We start from the raw sequence: 23,426 nt of genomic DNA on the forward strand, positions 1-23,426 counted from the left end.
AGGTGTTGGGACAGCTGCGCTGTCCAGCGGGAGCAAGCTCCCTCGCCACAAAAGCCTGCGTGTTATGCATAAATAAGAAGAGGTCCAGCCATGTCCGACATCCTCTGGCAACCCGGCACCGAGCGCATCGGTAAGTCCCGCATGGAGGCCTTTCGGCGCTCGATCAATCAGCGACACAACCTCAAGATCGCCGACTACCCTGCCCTGCACCAGTGGAGCATCGATCAACGGGAAGCTTTCTGGCAGGCCATCGTCGATTTCTTCGACATTCGTTTTCACGATCAACCAGACGCGGTACTGATTGAGGGCGCACAAATGCCCAGCGCCCAGTGGTTCCCCGGCGCCACGCTGAATTTCGCCGAGCACTTGCTGCGCCGTCGCGACGATGCCGTGGCGGTGGTGGCCATCGGCGAAAACGGCCAACGGGAACAACTGACCTGGGCCGAACTGGCGAGCCATGTCGCCGGTTTTCAGAACGGCCTGAAAGCCGCCGGCGTCGGCCTCGGCGACCGCGTGGCCGCGTGCATGCCAAACACCTGGCAAACACTAGTGGCCATGCTCGCCACCACCAGTCTGGGCGCGATCTGGTCTTGTTCCTCGCCAGATTTCGGTACTCATGGGGTGATCGACCGCTTCGGCCAGATCGAGCCGAAAGTGCTAATCACCTGCGCCGGTTACCGTTACGCCGGCAAAGAGATCGACCAGACCGCCAAGGTCAACGAAATCCTCGGGCAACTGCCGTCCTTGCAGCAGTTGATCGTTGTGCCTTATGCACGACCCCAAGCGCGTATAGAGGACTTCCGCAGCCAGGCCAACGTGACGCTATGGGACGATTTCTACGACCCGGGCGGCGAGCCGCAATTCATTCCCGTGCCCTTCGCCCATCCGCTGTACATCCTTTACTCCAGCGGCACCACCGGCGTGCCGAAGTGCATTGTGCACAGCACCGGCGGCGTGCTGTTGCAACACGTCAAGGAACATGGCCTGCACACCGATCTCGGCCCCGGCGACCGTTTGTTCTACTACACCACCTGCGGCTGGATGATGTGGAACTGGCTGGTTTCGGCCCTGGCCGTCGACAGCGCCGTGGTGCTGTACGACGGCTCGCCATTTCATCCAGGCCCGGAGCGTTTGATCGACCTGATCGACGACGAACGCATCAACGTCTTCGGCACCAGCCCCAAGTTCCTCACCGCGCTGGAAAGCAATGGCCTGAAGCCCTGCGACAGTCATGACCTGAGCAGCCTGAAAACCGTGCTGTCCACCGGTTCTGCGCTGTCGCCGCAAAGCTTCGATTACGTCTACCGCGCGTTCAAGTCTGACCTGTGCCTGTCCTCGATGTCCGGCGGCACCGACATCGTTTCGTGCTTCGTGATCGGCAACCCGGTCCTTCCGGTGCGTCGTGGCGAAATGCAGTGCAAGGGTCTGGGCATGGCGGTCGAAGTATGGAACGACGCCGGTACGCCTGTGATCGGGGAAAAAGGCGAACTGGTGTGCACCCGGCATTTTCCGGCCATGCCCATCGGTTTGTGGCATGACCCTGATGGGGAGAAGCTACGAAAGTCCTATTTCAGCGTGTTCCCCGGTGTCTGGGCCCAGGGCGATTACGCCGAACAACTGCCCCACGGTGGCATGTTGATCCACGGGCGTTCCGATGCCGTGCTCAACCCCGGCGGCGTGCGCATCGGCACGGCGGAAATCTATCGTCAGGTGGAGAAAGTCCCGCAGGTGCTGGACAGCGTTGCCATCGGTCAGCAATGGCAGGATGACGTGCGGGTGGTGCTGTTCGTGAAGTTGCGTGATGGTGTCGAGCTGGACGAAGCACTGCAACAACAGATTCGCCAGGTGATACGCGCCAACACCACGCCGCGGCATGTGCCGGCGAAGATTGTCGCGGTGACGGATATACCGCGAACCATCAGCGGCAAGGTGGTCGAGCTGGCGGTAAGGAATGTGGTGCATGGCCAGAAGGTGAAAAACACCGATGCACTGGCCAATCCCGAGGCATTGGAGCAGTTTCGCGACCGCCCTGAATTGAATGACTGAAACGAAGATCCACTGTGGGAGCGGGCTTGCTCGCGAAGACGATTTCACATTCAACATTGATGTTGGCTGATAGACCGCTTTCGCGAGCAAGCCCGCTCCCACATTTTGATCGTCGTTGCCCTAGTCCACCAATCCCCATTCACCCGGCGGTGTATGGGGCCCAGGCGTGGCCTCGGCGTGCATTTTCAGACGCAGGCGCAAGTTGTTCACCGAGTCCGCATGTTTCAACGCCTCTGCCTCATCAATCGCGCCCTCGGCAAACAGCCCGAACAGCGCACCATCAAAGGTCTGCATTCCCGCTTCTGACGACTTCTCCATAATCCCCTTGAGCTCGCCAAGCTCATTGCGCCGGATCAGGTCGCCGATGGTTGGCGTTCCCAGCATCACTTCCACCGCCGCCCGGCGCTGCCCATCCCGGGTACGCACCAAACGCTGGGAAACAAAGGCCTTGAGGTTATTGCCCAGGTCATGGAGCAGTTGCGCCCGGCGTTCTTCGGGAAAGAAGTTAATCACGCGGTCCAGTGCCTGATTGGCGTTGTGCGCATGCAAAGTGGAAATGACCAGATGACCGGTATCGGCAAACGCCAGCGCGTGTTCCATAGTCTCGCGGTCGCGGATCTCGCCGATCAGCACCACGTCCGGCGCCTGGCGCAGGGTATTTTTCAACGCCGCATGAAAACTGCGGGTATCGACGCCGACCTCACGCTGGTTGATGATCGACTTCTTGTGCCGATGGATAAACTCGACCGGGTCTTCGATGGTGATGATATGCCCGCTGCTGTGACGGTTGCGGTAATCGATCAGCGCCGCCAGCGAGGTCGACTTGCCGGAACCGGTCGAACCGACGAACAATATCAGCCCCTGTTTGAGCATGATGGTTTCAAGCAGCACCGGTGGCAGTTTGAGGTCTTCGAAGCGTGGAATGTCGAGTTTGATGTTGCGCGCCACGATCGACACATCATTGCGCTGCTTGAAGATATTGAGCCGAAAGCGCCCGACCCCGGCCAGGGAAAGCGCCAGGTTCATTTCCAGTTCGCGATCGAACTCCAGGCGCTGTTCGGCGTCCATGATGGACGCGGCAATGGCTGCGATTTCTCCGGGCTTGAACGGTTGCTCGGCCAGGGCTTTGAGCACACCGTCGAATCGCGCGCTGGGTGGCGCGCCCGTGGACAAGTAAAGATCGGAGCCATTGCGGCTGGCCAGAATTTGCAACAGTGCATCGATTTCCATGGCAAAAAACACCCGCGAAGCATTCAATTGAAAAAATGACCCAAAACGGATCATCCAGCGTCTACCGCCATGCAAGGATAGTAGACGCCGCCACACCGACTGACGCGCAGGACATTGTGATGAACGCACCACTGACCGCCAGCGACGCCCAGGCCTTGATTGCCCGACTGGACTGGACAAACAACCCGCTGGGCGCTGCTGATCACTGGCCGCAGAGCCTGCGCACCGCCGTGGACATTGTGATTCACTCGCCGATGCCGATGCTGTTGCTGTGGGGCCCGCAGCTCACCCAGATCTACAACGACGGCTTCGCCTTCCTCGCCGGCAGTAAACACCCTCACGCTTTCGGACAACCGACGCACCTGATCTGGCCAGAACTTAAAGACTTCACCGACCCGATTTACAGCGCCGTCCTACAGGGGCAGGTGCGGACCTACAGCGAACAGCGCTTCACCTTGCAGCGTGACGGGCGAGATTCCGACTTCTGGCTGGATTTGACCTACAGTCCCATTCGCAATGAAAGCGCCGAGGTCGCCGGGATTCTGGTCACGGCCATCGAAACCAACGAACGCCGCCGCATCGCCCTGGAACTCGAACAACGCTCCGCCGCCAGCCTCAAGGCCCAGCACGAAACCGAACAGCGCCTGCAACTGGCGCTGGCCGCCACCGATGCCGTCGGCACCTGGGACTGGGACATCGGCGAAGACCGTTTCATCGCCGATGCCCACTTCGCGCAATTGCATGGCGTCGATCCGGCCATGGCCAGCCAGTTGCCCATCAGCGAATACCTCCACGGCGTACACCCGGAAGACCGGGCGATGATTGCCCGCAGCATCAAGCACTGCATCACCCATGGCAGCGAGTACGCCGAGGAATATCGCTTGCTGCAGCCCGACGGCCAATTGCGCTGGGTGTTTGCCCGAGGCCGCTGCTACAAGGATCATCACGGTCGGCCGATTCGTTTCCTTGGCGCCGCACTCGACCTGACCGAACGCAAACACATCGAACAGGCCTTGCGCCAGAGCCAGACCGAGCTGCAACTGATCATCAACGCCATGCCGATCCTGATCAGTTACGTCGACAGCGAGGAGCGTTTTCGCCTCAACAATGCCGCCTACCTGGAATGGTACGGCCTGACGCCCCAGGAGCTTTACGGCCGCACCGTCCGTGAAGTGCTGGGCGACGAAGCCTATGCCCTGCGCGCCGAATACATTGCCGAAGCGCTGAAAGGCAAGGCCAGCAGTTTCAGCATCAGCGCCGCGCACCGCGATGGCAGCACCCGCCAGGCCCTGATGAACTACCTGCCGCGTCATGGCGCGGACGGCGCGGTCAATGGTTTTTACATCTTCGTGATCGACGAAACCGAGCGCAAACAGACCGAAGAAGCCCTGCGCAATCTCAACGAAACCCTTGAAGAGCGCGTCAGCGCCCGCACTCAACAACTGGCCGAAGCCAACCAGCGGCTGCAGAACGAGATGTTCGAACGCGAGCGCGCCGAAGACGCCTTGCGGCATGCGCAGAAAATGGAAGCGGTGGGACAGCTCACCGGCGGCATCGCCCATGACTTCAACAACATGCTCACCGGGATCATCGGCAGCCTCGATTTGATGCAGCGCTACATCGCCGACGGGCGTGCCGCCGAGATCGGGCGCTTCACCGAAGCCGCGGTGTCCTCGGCTCACCGCGCCGCTGCCCTGACCCATCGCCTGCTGGCGTTCTCCCGGCGTCAGTCGCTGGATCGCAAGCCGCTGAATGCCAACCAGCTGGTGCACTCCCTGGAAGATTTGTTCCGCCGCACCAAGGGCGACCATATCGAACTCAAAATGCAACTGGCCGATGAAGTATGGCCGGTCAGTACTGACGTCAGCCAATTGGAAAACGCCCTGCTCAACCTCGTGATCAATGCCCGGGATGCGATGCCCGAAGGTGGCGAGCTGCTGATCGAAACCGCCAACGTTCATCTTGACGGTAGCGACATCACCCCCTTGGAACCGGTCACGGCCGGGGATTACCTGATGATTGCCGTCAGCGACAACGGCGCCGGCATGACGCCGTCAGTGTTGGCCAAGGCCTTCGACCCGTTTTTCACCACTAAACCCATCGGTCAGGGCACCGGCCTTGGACTGTCGATGATCTATGGTTTCGCCCAGCAGTCAGGCGGGCACGTCAGCCTTCACAGCCTGCCGGGCCAGGGCACCTGCGTTCGCCTGTATTTGCCACGGCTGCACGTCGCGGTGCCGGAGCACACTCTGGAACCGCTCACCGGCGAAACACCGGCAGCGGTGGCCGGTGAAACGGTGGTGTTGGTGGAAGACGATCCGGCGGTGCGTATGCTGGTGCTCGATCTGCTCAATGAACTGGGTTATCACGCCCATGAAGCCGAAGACGCGAAGGCCGCCCTGCCCTTGCTGGAATCCGATCTGCGGGTCGATCTGCTGGTGACCGATGTCGGGCTGCCGGGCATGAACGGTCGGCAACTGGCGGAAATCGCGCGTCAGCATCGCCCGGATCTGAAGGTGCTGTTCATGACCGGTTATGCGGAGAAAGCCGCCGAACGCCAGGGGTTCCTGGAGGAAGGCATGGACATGGTGGCCAAGCCCTTTTCCATCGATCTGTTGGCCAACAAGATTCGCACGATGATCGGCCAAGCGGACTGAGTTAAGGCATAATCGCGCGCCCCACGCTGGCACCAGCATAGCCACCACCGTTGCAAGGTACTGCCAATGAAAGCCCAAGCCCGCCATATCCTGGTGAAAACCTCGGAAGAAGCCGAGCAGCTCAAACAACGCATCGCCAAGGGCGAAGCCTTCGATGTGCTGGCCAAGAAATACTCCACCTGCCCGTCCGGCAAACGCGGCGGCGACCTGGGCGAAGTACGGCCCGGGCAGATGGTCGGCGTGATCGATGCGGTGATCTTCAAAAAACCACTGCGGGTGGTGCATGGGCCGATCAAGAGCAAGTTCGGTTATCACCTGGTGCAGGTATTTTTCCGGGATTGAGCGGTTGGCTTTAGGGCCCCTTCGCGAGCAAGCCCGCTCCCACATTTGATCGGTGGTGCTCACCCATTTTGTGTTCGCTGAAGATCTAGTGTGGGAGCGGGCTTGCTCGCGAACCGATTGCGCAGCAAGCGGCCATCCTCCGCCTATCTCGGGATCAGTGCCCCAGGCACTTGAATCACCCGACTCGCCAACCGATGCCCGGCCTCGGCAGCCTCGACCGGGCTGCCACCCTTGAGCCGACACGCCAAGTAAGCCGCACTGAACGAATCCCCCGCCGCCGTGGTGTCCACCACCCGTTCGACTACCTGTGCCGGCACTTCGAACGACTCTCCATCGCAGTGAATCAGACACGCCTCGGCCCCGCGCTTGAGCACCACTTCCGGCGTGCCCATTTGCTCGTAAGCGGCAAACACCGCCGCGCAATCGGAAAAATGGAACAGCGCCTGCTCGTCGTCAACCGTCAGCAACGCCAGGTCGACATAGGGCAGAATGCTGCGATAAGCCGCCCGTGCTTCCTCGATCGACGCCCACAAGCGTGGCCGGTAGTTGTTGTCGAACACAATTCGCGCATCCCGCTGCCGGGCTTCGATCAGGGTTTCCAGAAGTTTTTCCCGCCCTTGCACACCGAGCACCGCCAGGGTGATGCCGCTGAAATACAACACGTCATAATCCGGCAGCGCCGCCAGGATCGGCGCGGCCGCCGGGGTGGTGAAGCAATCGCGCACTGCCGCTTCGTTGCGCCAGTAGAGAAAACGTCGCTCGCCGGCCGCATCGGTCTGGATGCAATACAGGCCAGGCAGGCGACCGGGCAAACGCTGGACCATGTCCAGCCCGATATTTTCACTGGCCCAGCTCTGGCACATCGCATCGCTGAAACTGTCATCGCCCAAGGCGGTGACGTAATCCACCGTGCCGCCATCGCCCAGCTCACGGGCCAGGTAGACCGCCGTGTTCAGGGTATCGCCGCCGAAGCTTTGCTGCAGCGTGCCATCGGCGCGCTGCTGTAATTCGATCATGCATTCGCCGATCAGGGCGATGCGCGGGGTGTTGGGGCCGAGGGGGCTGATGCTGTTCATTGATGTGGTGTCTCTGGTGTTTCGGTGGTGTCTGGGCGGACGTCTTCGCGAGCAAGCCCGCTCCCACAGGGGTCTTGTGAGCACTGAAGATCCACTGTGGGAGCGGGCTTGCTCGCGAAGGCCACGACGCGGTCTCAAACCTTAAAAACAGGTTTCCATGGTTTCGATGACATTCAACTGCTCATCCACCAGACACCCGATGCGCCATTTGTCGAACGTCAGGCACGGGTGCGAAGTACCGAACGAAATGATATCGCCCACCCGCAACTCAACCCCCGGCGCCACGGTCATGAACGCGTGCTGGTCCATCACCGCCGTCACCTTGCAGGCACCCACATCCTCGCCGATTGCCGGCACCACGCCGGCCTTGTAACGCAGCAACGGCACCGGCAAACCGGCGTCGTAGGCGACGTCGCGTTTGCCCAGGGCGATCACCGCAAAACCCGGCTCCGGCAACGACTGCACATGCGCCCAGACTTCCAGCGCCGGGCGCAGGCCTTCGTGCAGGTCGCTGCGGCGGTCGAGCACGCAGCATTGCGCTTCTTTGTAGATGCCATGGTCGTGAGCGACGTAGCTGCCAGGACGCAGCACGCTGAGGAAACGCCCGCCGGCGTTCTGCGCTTCGAAGGATTCAGCGATCAAGTCGTACCAGGCCGAACCCGACGCCGTGATGATCGGCTTGGCAATGGCGAACGCGCCGCTGTCCTGCAATTGCACCGCCAGGCGCACCAAAGAATCAGCGAACGCACGGATGCCGCTCACCGCGTGATCGCCGTGAATCACCCCTTCGTAGCCCTCGATGCCGGTCAGCGCCAATGCCGGTTGTGCCGCAATCGCCTTGGCCAGCGCCAGCACTTCGGTTTCGGTGCGGCAACCGCAACGCCCGCCGACCACGCCGTACTCGATCATCACGTTCAAGCGCACCCCGCGCGAGGCGAAATACGCGCCGAGGTCCGCGACGTTATCCGGATGATCGACCATGCAATAGAAGTCGAAGGTCGGGTCTGCCAACAGATCGGCGATCAGCGCCATGTTCGGCGTGCCGACCAATTGGTTGGCCATCAGCACCCGATGCACGCCGTGGGCGTAAGCCGCGCGGGTTTGCGTGGCACTGGCCAGAGTAATGCCCCAGGCACCGGCGTCCAGTTGGCGGCGAAACAGCGCCGGGGTCATGCTGGTTTTACCGTGGGGGGCCAGTTCCGCGCCGCTGTTGCTGACGAAGTCCTGCATCCAGCGAATGTTGTGTTCCAGCGCGTCGCGGTGCAGCACCAGCGCCGGCAGGCTGACGTCGCGCACAAGATTGGCGCCTGTGTGGGCAAAGCCCTTTTCCACGGCGGCAGTATTTTTGGCGGAATACATGGTCGATCTCCTCACACTCGTGGCCGCAGGCAGCCGCTGTTATTCGTTGATACGCCGGGCGAGACTGTTGGCACTGTCGATCAGCACCCGACGATAGTCGTTGTAATTGTTCTTTGCATCGGCCCGTGGGGCGACAATGCACAGGGTCGCGATGGCCACGCCATTCGGGTCTTTGACCGGCGCGGCGAAGCAATGGGTAAACGTGTCAGCGACGCTATCGAAGGAAAAGAACCCGTCGATACCGGCCTGGCGAATTTCCTCGAGAAACCGCTCCAGCGGCAAACGTTCGCCGTCGGGCAGGATGAAGTCGTCCGGGTCGATCAAGTCGACAATCTGCTGATCGCTCAGGTGCGCCAGCAGCAAGCGCCCGGAAGCGGTCCAGGGGATTGGCGCGTTCTCGCCGATGTCCGAGGAAATGCGGAAATGCCGCTCGCCTTCTTTCATCAACGCCACGGTATATTTGCGCCCGTTGAGCAGGCACATCTGCGCGGTTTCACGTGTCTGGCTGACGATCTCTTGCAAGGCAAGATCAGCCTCGCGGGTCAGGTCGAAATGGCGCAAATGCGCCTGCCCGAGGAAGTACAGCTGACGACCGAGGTATACGTGACCGTCCTTGCCCACAGGTTCCAGAATGCGCCGTTCCAACAAGGACGCAACCAGTTCATAGACCGTGGATTTCGGGCTGCCGATGCCGCTGGCGATTTCATTCGGGCGCAGGGGCTGGCCGATTTCCTTGAGGAAATCGAGAATGTCGAACGCCCGGTCCAGACCGCGAGCCCGGCGCTTGATGGTGTCTTCGGTCATGTCATTCGGTTCCCATTCAGAGTGCCGGGAGTTTACCCAGAGTGCGGTGGCGACTGTAAGGCCGCCTATCGCGGGCAAGCCACGCTCCCACAGAGATGGAAGGTGTGTCTGCAATCTGTGGCAGCACATAGAACCCTGTGGGAGCGGGCTTGCCCGCGATAGGCGCGACTCGGTTCAGGCCTTTTTCTTGTACGCGATGCAATCAATCTCGACCTTGCAATCGACCATCATGTTCGCCTGTACGCAGGCCCTCGCCGGTGCGTGTTCGCTTTTGAAGTACTCGGAGAACACCTTGTTGAAACTCCAGAAATCCCGCGGGTCTTCCAGCCATACGCCGGTACGGACCACGTCTTCGAGCCCGTAACCGGCCTCCTCCAGAATCGCGATCAGGTTTTTCATGGTCTGGTGAGTCTGCTCGACAATCCCGCCCACAATGATTTCGCCATCCAGCGCCGGCACCTGGCCGGACACGTGCAGCCAGCCATCGGCTTCGACGGCGCGGGCGAAAGGACGGGGCTGGCCGCCACCGGCCGTACTACCGGTGCCGTAACGAGTAATGCTCATGAGTGTTCCTCCTGATTGAAAACGTTAAAAACGGGTGTTCTTGAGAAATTCCGCCAGACGCGGTGACTGTGGGCGTTCGAACAGTTCCTTGGGCGGCCCCTGCTCTTCGATCCGCCCCTGATTCATGAACACGATCTTGTCCGACACCTCGAAGGCAAAGCGCATTTCGTGGGTCACCAGCAGCATGGTCATGCCGTCCTCGGCCAAGCCCTTGATCACGTTCAGCACTTCACCCACCAGCTCCGGGTCTAGGGCCGAGGTGACTTCATCGAACAGCATCAGGCTCGGGTTCATCGCAATCGCCCGGGCAATCGCCACGCGCTGTTGCTGACCGCCAGACAACTGGCCGGGGTAATGATCGCGACGCTCCAGCAACCCAACCCGCTCCAGCCATTTTTCCGCCAGCGCCACGGCTTCATCCTTGTGCAGCTTTTTGACCTTGAGCAACCCGAGGGTGACGTTCTGCAACGCGGTGAGGTGCGGGAACAGGTTGAATTGCTGAAACGCCATACCGGTCATGGCGCGATGGCGGGCGATGACTTTTTCCGGGTGACGCACGCGCTTGCCGTTGACCTCGTGATAGCCGATGGATTCGCCATCGAGCAGAATCTGCCCGCCCTGGAACTCTTCAAGCATGTTCACGCAGCGCAGCAGCGTGGTCTTGCCCGAGCCGCTAGAGCCGATCAGCGTGACCACGTTGCCGCGCTGCATCGTCAGGTCGACGCCCTTGAGCACTTCGAGCTGGCCGTATTGTTTGTGCAGGCCGCGGATGTTCAGCAGCGCTTGATCCTGTGTCGAAACTTGAGCTTGTGTCATGGCAAAGCCACCCGCTTTTCAATGTGCCGGCCGAGTAGTTCGATGGCGTAGTTGATGACGAAAAACAGCAAACCGGCGAACAGGTAAAACTCCAGGGTCATGAACGTCCGGGCGATGATCTGTTGGGTGCTGAGCAGCAATTCGGCGACACCAATCACCGACAACAGCGTCGAGGCCTTGACGATCTCGGTGGACGAGTTGACCCAGGTCGGCAAGATCTGCCGCAACGCCTGGGGCAACAACACGTAGCCCAGCGCCTGGTAGAACGTCAGGCCGATGGCCTTGCTCGCTTCCATCTGGCCACTGGGCAGCGCTTGCAATGCACCGCGCACAATCTCGGCAACGTGGGAGCCGCAAAACAGCGTCAGCCCCAAGGTACCGGCGCCGAATGCGCTAATTTGCCAGCCCAATGCCGGCGCCATGTAAAAGCAGGCCAACACCAATACAAACACCGGCGTGCCGCGAATGATGTCGACGTAAAACCGGAACGGCGCGCGCATCCAGAACGTGCCGTAGGTGAGCACCAGACCGGCAACGATGCCGACCAGCGTGCCCAGTAAAATCGCCAGCGCCGAGCACTGCACACTGGTCAGAAAGCCTTGCCAAAGGACTTCCCGCGCCACCCATAACTCATGCAACCAACTGGGGGATTCGTACATGGGGGCCTCCTATCGGCGAATCGCCAGACGCTGCTCGAGGTAACGCAGCATCATGGCAATGAGGTAACAGGCCGCAACATAGAGCGCTGTGGTCACCAGCCAGGTTTCAATCACCCGGTAGCTCTCGACATTGATCTTGCGCGCGTAATAGGTCAGCTCCGGCACGGCAATCGCCGCCGCCAGCGAGGTGTCCTTGAACAGCGAAATGAAGTTGTTCGACAGGGCCGGCAGCACATTGCGCAGCATCACCGGCACGGTGATGTACGCCTTGACCTGCCACTCACCGAGCCCGATGGCCAGGCCGGCTTCACGTAGCCCCTTGGGAATGCTCAACAACCCGCCGCGGAACACTTCGGTCAGGTACGCCCCGGCATACAGCGACAGGGTGATGATGAACGAGGGGATCTTGTCCAGCCGAACCCCTAAGCTCGGCAACGCGAAGTAGATCGACAGGATCAACACCAGGATCGGCGTATTACGGATCACCGTCACATACACCGACGCCAGCACCCGCAATGCGCGGTGCTTTGACAGCAATGCAAACGCCATCAGCAGGCCGATCACGCAGCCGATGGCGATCGACACCAGTGCCAGCTCAAGGCCCAGACCGAGCCCCGCCAGCAAGGTGTCGAAGTCGCGCCAGACGGCGGCAAAATTCAACTGATAGTTCATGGTCAGCAGTACCTTGAACGGGGCGATTTAGAAACGCCCCGCTCTCACGGGATCATTTGAATTCGACGGGGAAACCGATGGTTGGGGTCGGCAGGTCGACACCGAACCACTGCTTGAACGACGCCGCATACGTCGGGAACTCAACACCGGTCATGCCTTCATGCAGGACGGTGTTGACGAAGTTCAACCAGTCCTGATCGCCGCGCTTGACTGCACAGGAGTAGGTTTGCGGGCTCCAGGCATAAGCCGGGCTGCGATAGCGACCGGGGTTCTGCACCATCAGGTATTTCACCGACGACTGATCGGTGGCCGCTGCGTCGGCGCGACCGGAATTCACCGCCTGATACATCAAATCCACGCTGTCGTATTGATCGACCTTGGCCTTGGGCAACGCCTGATGCACCAGTTCCTCGGCGTACACATTCTGCAGCACCGCCACGATAACGCCATCGCCGGCAGCCTTCAGGTCGTCGATTTCCTTGTACTTGCTGTTGGCCGGCAACAACAGGCCGACGCCTTCGCGGTAATACGGCAGGGTGAACGCCACTTGCTGTGCACGGCTGGCGGTCACGGTGATGAACTGGCAACTCATGTCGACCTTGTCGGTCAGCAGATTGGGAATCCGCGCATCGGACGACTGCACCACGAACTCGACCTTGCTCGGGTCGTTGAACAACCCTTTGGCCACCATCCGCGCGATATCAATATCAAAACCCTGCAACTTGCCATCCGCGCCCTGGAAGTGCCACGGCGCATTGGTACTGCCCGTGCCCACGATCAATTTCCCACGGGCCAGCACGCTGTCGAGCTTGCTGTCTGCCGCTTGAGCGGCCCCCATGACAGCGGCCGAAGCCGCGAACAGAAAAACACACGCTTTAAACAACGAAGGTCGGCGATGCATGGCAAGCACTCCAGAGTTGTGTTTATTCCGCTATACCGGAACATGGTATGTAACAACGGAATAGACAGCAGAAAGTGTGCCACAGGTTATGGGCAGAATCTCGGGGAGTCTGGAAAGTGTTTTGAATCAGATGGATGCGCGTGAGCGCGAGAAGGCGTTACGAAACGCACAAATAAGAGAACGCTACCGTGGGACACAACGCTCGAGTACTTGCACCACATCTGAAGCCATAGCGATTCAAAATGAAGCAGAGCCCTACCTGTAATTTCTGACAGTAGACCCACCTGCTCGCCTCCTTTAACGTCAACAGGCCTTCGATTGTCTTTGAAAAGGAGATTTCAATGAGTTCGATGATTAACCCATCAACGCTGGCTCCGGCCTATCGCAAAGCCCTGAAAACCTGGCGCCCGGTGATCCTGTATTTCGGCGATAAAAACTGTTACGCCTGCGAGATGGCCGAGCCGGTTTTCCGCACGATTGCCGAGCAATATAAGGATCACGCGCAGGTCTACGTGCTGAGTACGAGTGAGTCCCCCAGGCATCCGGAAGTCACCGGCACACCCACTGTGCTGTTCTACAAGGAGGGGAAACTGCTGAAGAAGCTCAAGGGCATCGGGACTCGGGAAACCCTGGAAGAAAATTTCAAAAAACACATCGGCAAGCTCAGGCCCAAACAGCTTGCCCGCAAACCTCACCATGACTTGCCGTGGTTGCAGAAAACCCTCAGCACTTTATGCACCGCGCCTCGGGCACAGGGGATGTTGAATGTACGTTTCATGAGTCATTTTTGAATCGTCTGGGCGATCGCCTTCGCGAGCAAGCCCGCTCCCACATTTAGACCGTGTCTATCCAGACAACCCGGTCAACTGTGGGAGCGGGCTTGCTCGCGAAGCTTTTGCTCTTGATCCTAGGCAGTCATCAGAACTATTGCTTTAGCGACGCCAGCACCCGCTCGGCATTCGCACCGCACCCCATGCCCTCGGGTCGCGCCTGGATGCTCTCGATCACCTCCAGCAACTGCGCCTTGCTCTGGGCCAGGTGCAGTTGCATCGCTTCGATCTGTTCGACCTTGCGCCCAAGGCTCGCCACCAGTTCGTCGTGATTGACCTCACCCGTCGTGGCATCCGGTAGCAGCAACTTCAGCTCTTCGAGAGTGAAACCGGCCTGCTGGGCGCACTGGATGATTTTCAGCGTTTGCAACACTTGCGGCGGGTAACGCCGATAGCCGTTGGCCTGCCGCTCGACCTGACGGATCAGGCCCTGGGCCTCGTAAAAACGAATGCGCGAGGCGTTCAACCCGCTCTGTTGCGCCAATTCACCAATCTTCATCACGGCCTCGTTTGCACGCTTGACATTAAAGTTAACTTTAAGCTTAGCCTCTACGCTTCACTGATGAGGAGTCAAGCATGTCGCCCTTCCAAGCGTTGAATTTGCCCAACGGCCAGACCATCGGCAATCGTATCGCCAAAGCCGCGATGGAAGAGAACCTCGCCGATACCGGGCAGGCACCTTCCGGCGAGTTGTTTCGGCTGTATCAAGCCTGGGCCAACGGCGAAGCCGGGTTGTTGCTGAGCGGCAACGTGATGATCGACCGCCGCGCCATGACCGGCCCCGGTGGCGTGGTGCTGGAAGACGAGCGAGACCTCGAACGTTTTCGTCAGTGGGCAACCATCGGCCGGGCCGGTGGCGCGCAGTTCTGGGTGCAACTCAATCATCCCGGGCGCCAGACCATGGCCAACCTCGGCCAGCAAGCCTGGGCACCTTCGGCGGTCGCGCTGGATCTGGGCGGGTTTTCGAAGATGTTTGCCGAACCCAAACCCATGAGCGAGAACGACATCGCAGAGGTCATTCAACGCTTCGCCACCAGCGCCGCCCTGGCGGAAAAGGCCGGTTTCACCGGGGTGCAGATTCATGCCGCGCACGGGTATCTGATCAGCCAGTTTCTCTCGCCATTGACCAATCGACGCACCGACCGCTGGGGCGGTTCTCTGGAAAATCGCGCGCGCCTGCTGCTGGAAGTGCTCAGCGCGGTTCGCAAGTCCGTATCGCCGCAGTTTTGCGTGGCGGTGAAGCTCAACTCCGCGGACTTCCAGCGCGGTGGTTTCGACGCCGACGATGCCCGGCAAGTGATCCAGTGGCTCAACGACCAGCAAATCGATCTGCTGGAGCTCTCTGGCGGTAGCTACGAAGCCCCGGCCATGCAAGGCGAGGCGCGCGACGGTCGGACTCTGGCGCGAGAAGCGTACTTTCTGGAAATGGCCGGCGAACTGGCCAGTGTGGCGAGCATGCCGGTGATGGTGACTGGCGGTATACGGCGACTGGCGATCGTCGAACAAGTGCTCGACAGCGGCATCGCCATGGCCGGCATCGGCACGGCAATGGCCATCGAACCGAACCTGGTCAAACGCTGGCGTGAAGGCCAGAACAGTCACCCGCAGTTGCCACCGATTCGCTGGAAACGCAAACCTCTGGCGGCGCTGGCGAATATGGCCGTGGTGAAGTTTCAGCTCCATCGATTGAGCCGCGGGCGCAAGCCTAGACCGCAAGTCTCGGCGGTATGGGCATTGATCCTCGATCAGTTGTACATCGCTCGGCGTACCCGTCAGTACCGCCAGGCGATGGGTAAATAGTCAGTTAGACACAATCCCTGTGGGAGCGGGCTTGCTCGCGAAGACGGCGGCACAGTCACCACTAATGTCGTCTGACACACCGCTTTCGCGAGCAAGCCCGCTCCCACAGGTTCTGTGACCAGCATTAGCCCGCCGGTGTGTTTATCGTCCGGCAAAGCGCAACCGCGACAACATGCGCAGATCGCCCTCGCGGTAATAATCATCGGTCCAGCTGTCATCCGGCGCCAATGGCCGGACCTGTTTGAGTTGCAGTTTTTTTGCGAAGTAGCGGAACCGGTAATGCTCGTAAAAGCGCAGCAGTTCCAGCCCGTAACGATCGGCCAGGTCGGTGTTGCCACGGATGATCAGGAAGTTCTCATCATTGCCGTTACTGGCCGCCTCACTCAGGTTGTGGCTGCCGCTGATGATGGTCGGTGCGTCGGTGGTGAAGTCGACGACGATGGCTTTGGTATGCACCAGCAGTCTGCCCTTCTGGCCTTTCATGTTTTCCTTGAGCCAGCCTTCCAGGCCGGTATTGAGCAGCGCGGTGGCGGCAAATTGAGCGGTGCGGTCGGCGTGGAAACCGGTGATGCTGCTGACGGTGTTTTGCAGGCCGTAACGCAAAATATCGTCGTGGGGCAGGCCGAGCAACGCGTTGAGCACTTCGTCCGGCAAAGCAAACGCGGTGACAAACAGCAGGTCTTTTTTGGCGGCGTTGATGATGTCGACGAACTCACGCAAGTCACCCTGGCCCGAGCGCGGTGAGAAGCCGGCGAACAGCGCCTGCTCCGGCTGCATCGGATTGTTTTCCGTGAGCCATTCCCGGGTGGCGCCGACATCCGTCGGGTCGGCCCAGACCTGCTCGAAGGTTTGCAGATAACTGGCGCCGATCCGGGCGTCGTCCAGCACATGCACGACGTTGGCCTGACGATAAACACCGTTGGGCGTGAAGTTGGTGCTGCCACAGAGCACCGCTTCAGGCTGATGCTGCCCCGCTGCGTCGAGCCGGCTCAGGACCATGAACTTGTTGTGGAAGATGTTGTGAGTGACCCGCCCGCGCTTGTTCGCCGCCGGGATTTTTTCCAGGCTGGCTTCGTTCATCGCCGTGGTGTCTTCGTCGGGTTGGGCGTGGTACAGGACCCGAACCTTTACGCCGCGCTCGAAAGCGGCGTTCACCGCATCGACGATCACCTGCAACTGGTATTCATAGATCGCGATGTCCAGCGCCCACCGGCCATCCTCGGCCCGTTCGATGAACCCCAGCAAGCGTGCGAGCAGACCATTTTCCAGCCATTGCCGTGGAGCGTCGGGCCATTCTTCGATGGGCAGTTTCTTGTTGGCGCTGAGCTGCGCATCGAGGTCGGCGAATTTGCGCTGGAAGGCCTGACTCGCAGCCACCGCCCGGTTGAAGATGACATTCTGGCCCGCTGGAAGGCCATTGTCGGTGGTGAGCGTCACTTCCAGAAACTCACCCAGCTGCGGCGCATCGGCAGTGCCGTAGGCCAGGTGAACCCGATAATGGATCGTCACACCCGGATTGACCGCGTAATCGGCCCAGCGAAATTTCTGCAACGGCGCGGTATCGCTGGGAGTGGCGTGAAACTGGGGGAACGTATGAGCCTTGCCGGGGAAGGTCAGGCTGTTGAACAGAAACAGCCAGGGTTTGTTGCCTTGCTGTTTTTCGATGGCGAAACCCAGCAGACCTTTGCGGCGGGGTTCGGCCAGATCAATCGCCAGCAACACGCCGTTGGTGCCAGCGTAGGCTTTGACGCGGAAATCGTCCTGATCGTTGCGGGCTAGAACGCGCATGGGTCACTCCTGTGATTGGCCTGCTTACAGAGCATAGGGCAGCGATGCGGATTAACCGCAATTATCCGATTCCGAGGTGATGCCTTCGCGAGCAAGCCCGCTCCCACATGGGATTTGTGAACGCCACAGACTAAATGTGGGAGCGGGCTTGCTCGCGAAGGGGCCAGCACTATCAACACCAAACTCAACCTGAAATCAGCTCATCGATATGTCGATAATCAACCTGCAACTGCGCCGCCAACACCTTGGCCCGGCCAAGATGAATCGGCCCGCGCTCGATGTCGATCAGCAGCCCCGGGCAATCCAGCGCCGGCAACGTTGACCATTCCTTCACCCGCCCATCCGTCACCAACAGCAGCCGTTGTTGCTCTGCCGGAAAACGTTTTTGCCGTGCCGCTAGCCAGCGCCCCGCCTCGCCCAGCGCCGCCAGCATCGGCGTACCGCCGCCGGCCCCGAGCCCGTCGAGCCAGTCGCGCAAGCAAGCGGAGGCTTTCAGCCCTTGCACTTGCCACTTCGGCACATGACCACTGGCGGTCAGCAACGCCAGGCGCGCACGCTGTCGATAGGCATCGTCGAACAGTTGCGCCAACAAGCCCTTGGCATCGCTCAACGCTTGATGACGCCGGGTCGAGGCCGAGGCATCGACAATCACCAGCCATAATTCATGAGGGCTGCGGGTGCGCAGATGAAACAGCACATCGTCGCGTTGACGCGGTCGACCATTGAGCAAGGTGCCGGGCCAATTGATCGATCCGCTCAGGGCTGCGTGACGCTTGCCCTGTTTACCGTGATCCAGCCGTCCTGCGCGGGGTCTGGCATTCGCCCCCGCGTCTGATCGAGGGCGAATGCCTAGGGCTTTTTTGGCCAGCTCGGCACTTCACGTCGAGCGCCGACCGGCAGCGCCTGGGCGGGCATTTCGCCCCACTGGCCCTGACCTTCGCTCGGGTTGGCGTTCTGATTGGAGGGCTGTGCTGCGGGTGATTGTTGCGGCGTCGGTGGCAAGTGTTCGCGACGACGATGGCGCAAGGCAAACTCGGCGACCGCGTCGATATCTTCTTCGCCAATGGCAGGCGCTCCACGCCAGGCCGCATGAGCCCGGGCTGCACGTAGCCAGACCAGATCGGCTCGCAGGCCATCGACGCCGGCAGCGAAACAACGCTCGGTGATCTGCGCCAGCGCGGCATCGTCGAGGGGAATGCCCGCCAGTGCCGAGCGCGCCTTTTGGCAACGCTCGCGCAGTGCGTGTTGCTGGCTTTCCCATTCGGCGCAGAACCCTTGCGGGTCGCTGTCGAAATCCAGTCGACGACGGATGATCTGACCGCGCTCGGCGGGTGCGGTGTGCCCACTGAGGGCGACGTTCAAGCCAAAGCGGTCGAGCAATTGCGGACGCAGCTCGCCCTCTTCCGGGTTCATGGTGCCGATCAGCACAAACTTCGCCGAATGCCGATGGGAAATCCCGTCGCGCTCGATCAGGTTGGTGCCGCTGGCGGCCACGTCGAGCAGCAGGTCCACGAGGTGATCGGGCAGCAGATTGACTTCATCGACATACAACACGCCGCCGTCGGCCTTGGCCAGTACGCCGGGGGAAAACTGTGCGCGCCCCTCGCTCAGGGCCGCGTCCAGATCGAGGGTGCCGACCAACCGTTCTTCGGTGGCGCCCAGGGGCAAGGTGACGAATTGACCGCTGGCCAACAGGTCCGCCAAACCCCGGGCCAGGGTGGATTTGGCCATGCCGCGCGGGCCTTCGATCAGTACGCCACCGATTTTCGGATCGATGGCGGTCAGGTACAGCGCGAGCTTCAAGTCATCGGCGCCGACCACGGCGGAGAGCGGGAAATGGGGGGTGTCTGTCATTATTAAATCTCGGTCATGGTCGGTGATCCATCAACAAATGCTACAGGCACCTTTATCCCTGTGGGAGCGGGCTTGCTCGCGAAGGCGGTGTGTCAGCCAACATCAATATTGAATGACCCACCGCATTCGCGAGCAAGCCCGCTCCCACAGGTTTAAGCGCGTTAACTGTCTTCTTCTATATCCAGCAACAAATTCTCCAGCGCCTCGCGGTACTCGCCCGGCTCTTTCCACATCCCCCGCTGCTGCGCCTCGAGCATGCGCTCGGTCATGTCACGCAAGGCATGGGGATTGTGCTCGCGGACAAATTCCCGGGTCGCAGGATCGAGCAAATAGGCATCCGCCAGCAACGCATATTGGTGATCGTCGATCAACTGCGTGGTGGCGTCGAACGCAAACAGGTTATCGACCGTCGCCGCCAGTTCGAACGCGCCTTTATAGCCATGACGCTTGACCCCGTCGATCCATTTCGGATTGGCCGCACGGGAACGGATCACCCGGCTCAGCTCTTCCTTCAACGTGCGAATCTTCGGCAAGTCCGGCTGACTGTGGTCGCCGTGATAACTGGCCGCCGCTTCACCGCTGAGGCTTTCGACGGCCGCCAGCATGCCACCCTGGAACTGGTAATAGTCGTTGGAATCGAGCAAGTCGTGCTCGCGGTTGTCCTGGTTTTGCAGCACCGCCTGCACCTGGCTCAAACGCTGGGCGAATTGTTCTCGGGCGGCGGTGCCTTCATCGGAGCCGCCGTAAGCGTAGCCGCCCCAGTTCAGGTAAACCTCGGCGAGGTCGTCGCGGCTTTGCCACAGACGACCATCGATGGCGCCCTGCACGCCTGCTCCGTAAGCACCCGGTTTGGCCCCGAAGATGCGCCAGCCGGCCTGCCGCCGCGCCGCGTCTTCATCCAGACCGGATTCCAGCAACGCTTCTCTCTCGGCGCGGACCTTGGCCGCCAACGGGTTGAGATCGTCCGGTTCATCCAGCGCGGCGACCGCTTGCACGGCGGCGTCAAACAGCCGGATCAGGTTGGCGAAGGCATCGCGGAAAAATCCGGAGACGCGCAAGGTCACATCCACCCGTGGGCGGTCCAGCAGGCTCAACGGCAGAATTTCGAAATCGTCGACCCGCTGACTGCCCGTCGCCCACACCGGTCGCACGCCCATCAGCGCCATGGCCTGGGCGATGTCATCGCCGCCGGTGCGCATGGTCGCGGTGCCCCAGACCGACAGGCCGAGCTGACGCAGGTGATCGCCGTGGTCCTGCAAGTGACGCTCAAGAATCAGGTTCGCGGACTGAAAACCGATGCGCCACGCGGTGGTGGTTGGCAGGTTGCGCACATCCACCGAATAGAAGTTACGCCCGGTGGGCAGCACGTCCAGACGGCCGCGACTGGGTGCGCCGCTCGGCCCGGCCGGGACGAATCGACCGTTGAGGGCGTCCAGCAGGCCGCGCATTTCCGCTGGGCCGCAGGCGTCCAGACGTGGGGCAACGACTTCGCGCAGGCTGTCGATGATGGCGTTTACTTCCGACCAATCTGCGTCCTGTGGGAGCGGGCTTGCTCGCGAAAGCGGTGTGTCAGGCAAATCAATGTCGACTGGCACTCCGTTTTCGCGAGCAAGCCCGCTCCCACAGGGGCCGGGTTGGGCTTGAGGCTGGTCTAACGTGTGTGAAATCAGTTGAGCGGCGAACAGCTCCAGACGTTCACGGGTATCCCCCGCCGTACGCCACAGTTCATCGCTGACCGACAGCAATGCCTCCGGTCGAGGTCCGCTCCAGGGCTCGGCCAAAACACAATCCAGCGGATCGAAGCCCAGCACGAACGCCTTGGCCAATGCCCGCAGCAAGCTCGATTGCGCCCCTCGTCCATCGCCGCGAGGAATACGCAGCAAGGCCAATAAGGTGTCGATGCGCAACCGCCCCACTGGCGACTCGCCAAACACGTGCAGGCCATCGCGGATCTGCGACTCCTTCAAGTCGCACAGGTACGTGTCCAGACGCGGCAACCAGATCGCCGCATCGGCATCGCTGTCGAGCTTCTCGTCCAGTTGCAGTTCACGGTCGATGTGCGTGTCGCGCACCAGTTGCAGAATATCGCGCTGCAGTTCCCGGGCGCGGCGCGGATCGAGCAATTGCGCTTCGTAATACTCGTCGGCCAGCAGCTCAAGATTGCGCAGCGGGCCATAGGTTTCGGCGCGGGTCAGCGGTGGCATCAGGTGATCGATGATCACCGCTTGGGTGCGGCGTTTGGCCTGGGCGCCCTCGCCCGGGTCGTTGACGATGAACGGATAGATGTTCGGCAGCGGCCCGAGCAACGCATCCGGCCAGCAGTTTTCCGACAGCCCGACGCCCTTGCCCGGCAGCCATTCGAGGTTGCCGTGCTTGCCCACATGGATCACGCCGTGAGCGCCGTAGGTGTTGCGCAACCAGAAGTAGAACGCCAGATAGCCGTGGGGCGGCACCAGGTCCGGGTCGTGATAGACCGCGCTCGGGTCAACCTGATAACCCCGGGCCGGTTGAATGCCGACGAAGGTCAGGCCGAAACGCAAGCCGGCGATCATCATTCGCCCGCCACGGAACATCGGATCGTTTTCGGCCGAGCCCCAACGCTCCAGTACCGCCTGACGGTTGGCGTCGGGCAGCGCGTTGAACATCAGGTTGTAGTCGTCCAGCGGGAGGCTTTGATGACAGGGACGCTGGTCGAGGGTGTCGAGGTCATTGCTGACGCCGCCGAGCAATTGCTGGATCAACGCGGTGCCGCTGTCGGGCAACTCGGCCGGCAGCGGATAACCTTCGGCGTGCAGGGCACGGAGGATGTTCAATGCCGCAGCCGGAGTATCAAGGCCAACGCCGTTGCCGATACGCCCATCGCGAGTCGGGTAGTTGGCGAGGATCAGGGCGATGCGTTTTTCGCCGTTGGGCACTCGCGCCAGATCGATCCAGCGCCGCGCCAGTTCAGCGACAAAGTCCATGCGCTCAGGTTGCGGCCGGTAGCAAACCACGTCGGACTGACTGCGCTCGCTGCGCCAGGCCAGGTCCTTGAAGCTGATCGGCCGGCTGATGATCCGCCCGTCCAGCTCCGGCAGTGCGATGTGCATCGCCAGGTCGCGGGGACCGAGGCCTTGTTCGCTGGCGCGCCAACCGGGTTCATTGTCCTGGGCGCAGATCGCTTGAATCACTGGAATGTTGCGGCGAAACGGCCGCAGATGCGGCGCTTCGGGGCTGGATTGGGCGAAACCGGTGGTGTTGAGAATCACCCCCGCCTCGACTTCATTCAGCAAGTCCTCGACCACCGTCAGGCAGCCGGGTTCTTTCAAACTGGCCAGCGCGATCGGCAACGGGTTCAACCCCGCCGCCTGCAAACGCTGGCAGAAAATATCGATGAAACCAGTGTTCGCCGCCTGCAAATGCGAGCGGTAAAACAGCACCGCCGCCACCGGCTGATCAGCTTGCCAGTCGGCTTGCCAATCGCTCAACTCAGCGGGGCTTTTTTGCGGGTGGTAGATCGCGGTGCGTGGCAGGGTTTGCGGCTCGGACCATGAGTAGTCGCGATCCAGCCAGCGATTGGCGAGGCAGCGAAACAGGTCGAGTGCGTTGGCCATGCCGCCCTGACGCAGGAAGTGCCAGAGCCGATCGCGGTCTTGCGCGGTTACGGTGCTCAGGTCACTGAGTTCCGGGTCCGGGCGATCATCCCCCGGCACCAGAATCAGCTGCACGCCGCGCTCGGACAACTCCACCAGACGCTCAATGCCATAACGCCAATAGGCGAGGCCGCCGTGCAGCGAGATCAGAATCACTTTGGCGTGGCGCAGCACTTCGTCGACGTAGAGATCGACCGAGGCGTGATTCTGCACCTGCATCGGGTTAGCCAGGCGTACGCTCGGGTAATCGTCGGGCAACTGCTGCGCCGCTTCGGCAAGCAACGCCAGGCTGGAATCGCCGCTGCACAGGATCACCAGCTCGGCGGGAGTTTGTCCAAGGTCGGCAATGTTGTCATCCGACACGAAACCGCCGGGCTGGGTCCTGAGCAGGTGCAT

19 protein-coding genes are annotated in these 23,426 nt (G+C 61.0%); 5 read left to right on the forward strand and 14 right to left on the reverse strand.

Annotated elements, in window-relative coordinates; translation table 11 throughout:
* Positions 1 to 90 precede the first annotated feature (90 nt).
* Positions 91 to 2,046, forward strand: a complete 1,956-nt coding sequence (locus PMI36_RS29075) for an acetoacetate--CoA ligase (RefSeq protein ID WP_008066893.1) — start codon at positions 91 to 93, stop codon at positions 2,044 to 2,046.
* 120 nt (positions 2,047 to 2,166) lie between these two features.
* Here PMI36_RS29075 and PMI36_RS29070 read toward each other — a convergent pair whose 3' ends face one another.
* The gene (locus PMI36_RS29070; RefSeq protein WP_032830045.1) at positions 2,167 to 3,276 is read right to left on the reverse strand and encodes a PilT/PilU family type 4a pilus ATPase; all 1,110 of its coding nucleotides are present in this window, start codon (positions 3,274 to 3,276) and stop codon (positions 2,167 to 2,169) included.
* Positions 3,277 to 3,395: 119 nt separating this feature from the next.
* Here PMI36_RS29070 and PMI36_RS29065 point away from each other — a divergent pair, with 119 nt between their 5' ends.
* Together PMI36_RS29065 and PMI36_RS29060 are read left to right on the forward strand one after the other, a co-directional pair.
* Positions 3,396 to 5,933, forward strand: a complete 2,538-nt coding sequence (locus PMI36_RS29065; RefSeq protein WP_008066897.1) for a PAS domain-containing hybrid sensor histidine kinase/response regulator — start codon at positions 3,396 to 3,398, stop codon at positions 5,931 to 5,933.
* A 66-nt stretch (positions 5,934 to 5,999) separates the two neighbouring features.
* Entirely contained in the window at positions 6,000 to 6,275 is a 276-nt protein-coding gene (locus PMI36_RS29060; RefSeq protein ID WP_008066899.1) for a peptidylprolyl isomerase, read from the forward strand.
* 143 nt (positions 6,276 to 6,418) lie between these two features.
* Here the strand turns inward: PMI36_RS29060 and PMI36_RS29055 are convergent, their stop codons facing one another.
* The 8 genes from PMI36_RS29055 to PMI36_RS29020 all read right to left on the reverse strand — a co-directional run bounded on the left by PMI36_RS29055 (position 6,419) and on the right by PMI36_RS29020 (position 13,126).
* On the reverse strand, positions 6,419 to 7,351 hold the full coding sequence (locus PMI36_RS29055; RefSeq protein ID WP_008066901.1) for a sugar kinase: 933 nt from the start codon (positions 7,349 to 7,351) through the stop codon (positions 6,419 to 6,421).
* Between the two features lie 141 nt (positions 7,352 to 7,492).
* A complete protein-coding gene (locus PMI36_RS29050) occupies positions 7,493 to 8,710 on the reverse strand; it encodes an amino acid deaminase (protein WP_008066903.1) in 1,218 nt (405 codons plus the stop codon).
* A 39-nt stretch (positions 8,711 to 8,749) separates the two neighbouring features.
* A complete protein-coding gene (locus tag PMI36_RS29045; RefSeq protein WP_032830034.1) occupies positions 8,750 to 9,514 on the reverse strand; it encodes an IclR family transcriptional regulator in 765 nt (254 codons plus the stop codon).
* A 174-nt stretch (positions 9,515 to 9,688) separates the two neighbouring features.
* Positions 9,689 to 10,078 carry a RidA family protein gene (locus tag PMI36_RS29040; protein ID WP_007898265.1) on the reverse strand — a complete coding sequence of 130 codons (390 nt, stop codon included), beginning with the start codon at positions 10,076 to 10,078 and terminating at the stop codon, positions 9,689 to 9,691.
* A 24-nt stretch (positions 10,079 to 10,102) separates the two neighbouring features.
* Complete coding sequence (locus PMI36_RS29035; RefSeq protein WP_008066908.1) at positions 10,103 to 10,894, reverse strand: amino acid ABC transporter ATP-binding protein; 792 nt, start codon at positions 10,892 to 10,894, stop codon at positions 10,103 to 10,105.
* Positions 10,891 to 11,553, reverse strand: a complete 663-nt coding sequence (locus PMI36_RS29030) for an amino acid ABC transporter permease (protein WP_007898262.1) — start codon at positions 11,551 to 11,553, stop codon at positions 10,891 to 10,893. Before PMI36_RS29030 ends, PMI36_RS29035 begins: the two co-directional genes overlap by 4 nt.
* 9 nt (positions 11,554 to 11,562) lie before the next feature.
* Positions 11,563 to 12,225, reverse strand: coding sequence for an amino acid ABC transporter permease (locus PMI36_RS29025; protein WP_008066909.1), 663 nt, complete (start codon positions 12,223 to 12,225; stop codon positions 11,563 to 11,565).
* Between the two features lie 52 nt (positions 12,226 to 12,277).
* On the reverse strand, positions 12,278 to 13,126 hold the full coding sequence (locus tag PMI36_RS29020; protein WP_008066911.1) for a transporter substrate-binding domain-containing protein: 849 nt from the start codon (positions 13,124 to 13,126) through the stop codon (positions 12,278 to 12,280).
* A gap of 341 nt (positions 13,127 to 13,467) precedes the next feature.
* On the opposite strand from PMI36_RS29020, the gene PMI36_RS29015 reads away from it, so the two are divergent.
* Positions 13,468 to 13,917 (forward strand): thioredoxin family protein, encoded by a 450-nt coding sequence (locus tag PMI36_RS29015; protein WP_008066912.1) that lies wholly within the window; start codon positions 13,468 to 13,470, stop codon positions 13,915 to 13,917.
* A 133-nt stretch (positions 13,918 to 14,050) separates the two neighbouring features.
* On the opposite strand, the gene PMI36_RS29010 is transcribed toward PMI36_RS29015, so the two are convergent.
* Positions 14,051 to 14,455, reverse strand: coding sequence for a MerR family transcriptional regulator (locus PMI36_RS29010; RefSeq protein ID WP_008066914.1), 405 nt, complete (start codon positions 14,453 to 14,455; stop codon positions 14,051 to 14,053).
* A 77-nt stretch (positions 14,456 to 14,532) separates the two neighbouring features.
* Here PMI36_RS29010 and PMI36_RS29005 point away from each other — a divergent pair, with 77 nt between their 5' ends.
* Complete coding sequence (locus PMI36_RS29005; RefSeq protein WP_008066916.1) at positions 14,533 to 15,756, forward strand: NADH:flavin oxidoreductase/NADH oxidase family protein; 1,224 nt, start codon at positions 14,533 to 14,535, stop codon at positions 15,754 to 15,756.
* A 141-nt stretch (positions 15,757 to 15,897) separates the two neighbouring features.
* Here PMI36_RS29005 and PMI36_RS29000 read toward each other — a convergent pair whose 3' ends face one another.
* The 4 genes from PMI36_RS29000 to cobN all read right to left on the reverse strand — a co-directional run bounded on the left by PMI36_RS29000 (position 15,898) and on the right by cobN (position 23,426).
* Positions 15,898 to 17,544 carry a phospholipase D-like domain-containing protein gene (locus PMI36_RS29000; protein WP_008066917.1) on the reverse strand — a complete coding sequence of 549 codons (1,647 nt, stop codon included), beginning with the start codon at positions 17,542 to 17,544 and terminating at the stop codon, positions 15,898 to 15,900.
* A gap of 184 nt (positions 17,545 to 17,728) precedes the next feature.
* Positions 17,729 to 18,274: a vWA domain-containing protein gene (locus PMI36_RS28995; RefSeq protein ID WP_032830036.1), complete on the reverse strand. Its 546-nt coding sequence runs from the start codon at positions 18,272 to 18,274 to the stop codon at positions 17,729 to 17,731.
* A 119-nt stretch (positions 18,275 to 18,393) separates the two neighbouring features.
* Positions 18,394 to 19,398: an ATP-binding protein gene (locus tag PMI36_RS28990; RefSeq protein WP_008066921.1), complete on the reverse strand. Its 1,005-nt coding sequence runs from the start codon at positions 19,396 to 19,398 to the stop codon at positions 18,394 to 18,396.
* Positions 19,399 to 19,559: 161 nt separating this feature from the next.
* Positions 19,560 to 23,426 (reverse strand): cobaltochelatase subunit CobN, encoded by a 3,867-nt coding sequence (cobN, locus tag PMI36_RS28985; RefSeq protein WP_008066923.1) that lies wholly within the window; start codon positions 23,424 to 23,426, stop codon positions 19,560 to 19,562.

The sequence above is a fragment of the Pseudomonas sp. GM79 genome (assembly GCF_000282495.1).
GTDB lineage: Bacteria > Pseudomonadota > Gammaproteobacteria > Pseudomonadales > Pseudomonadaceae > Aquipseudomonas.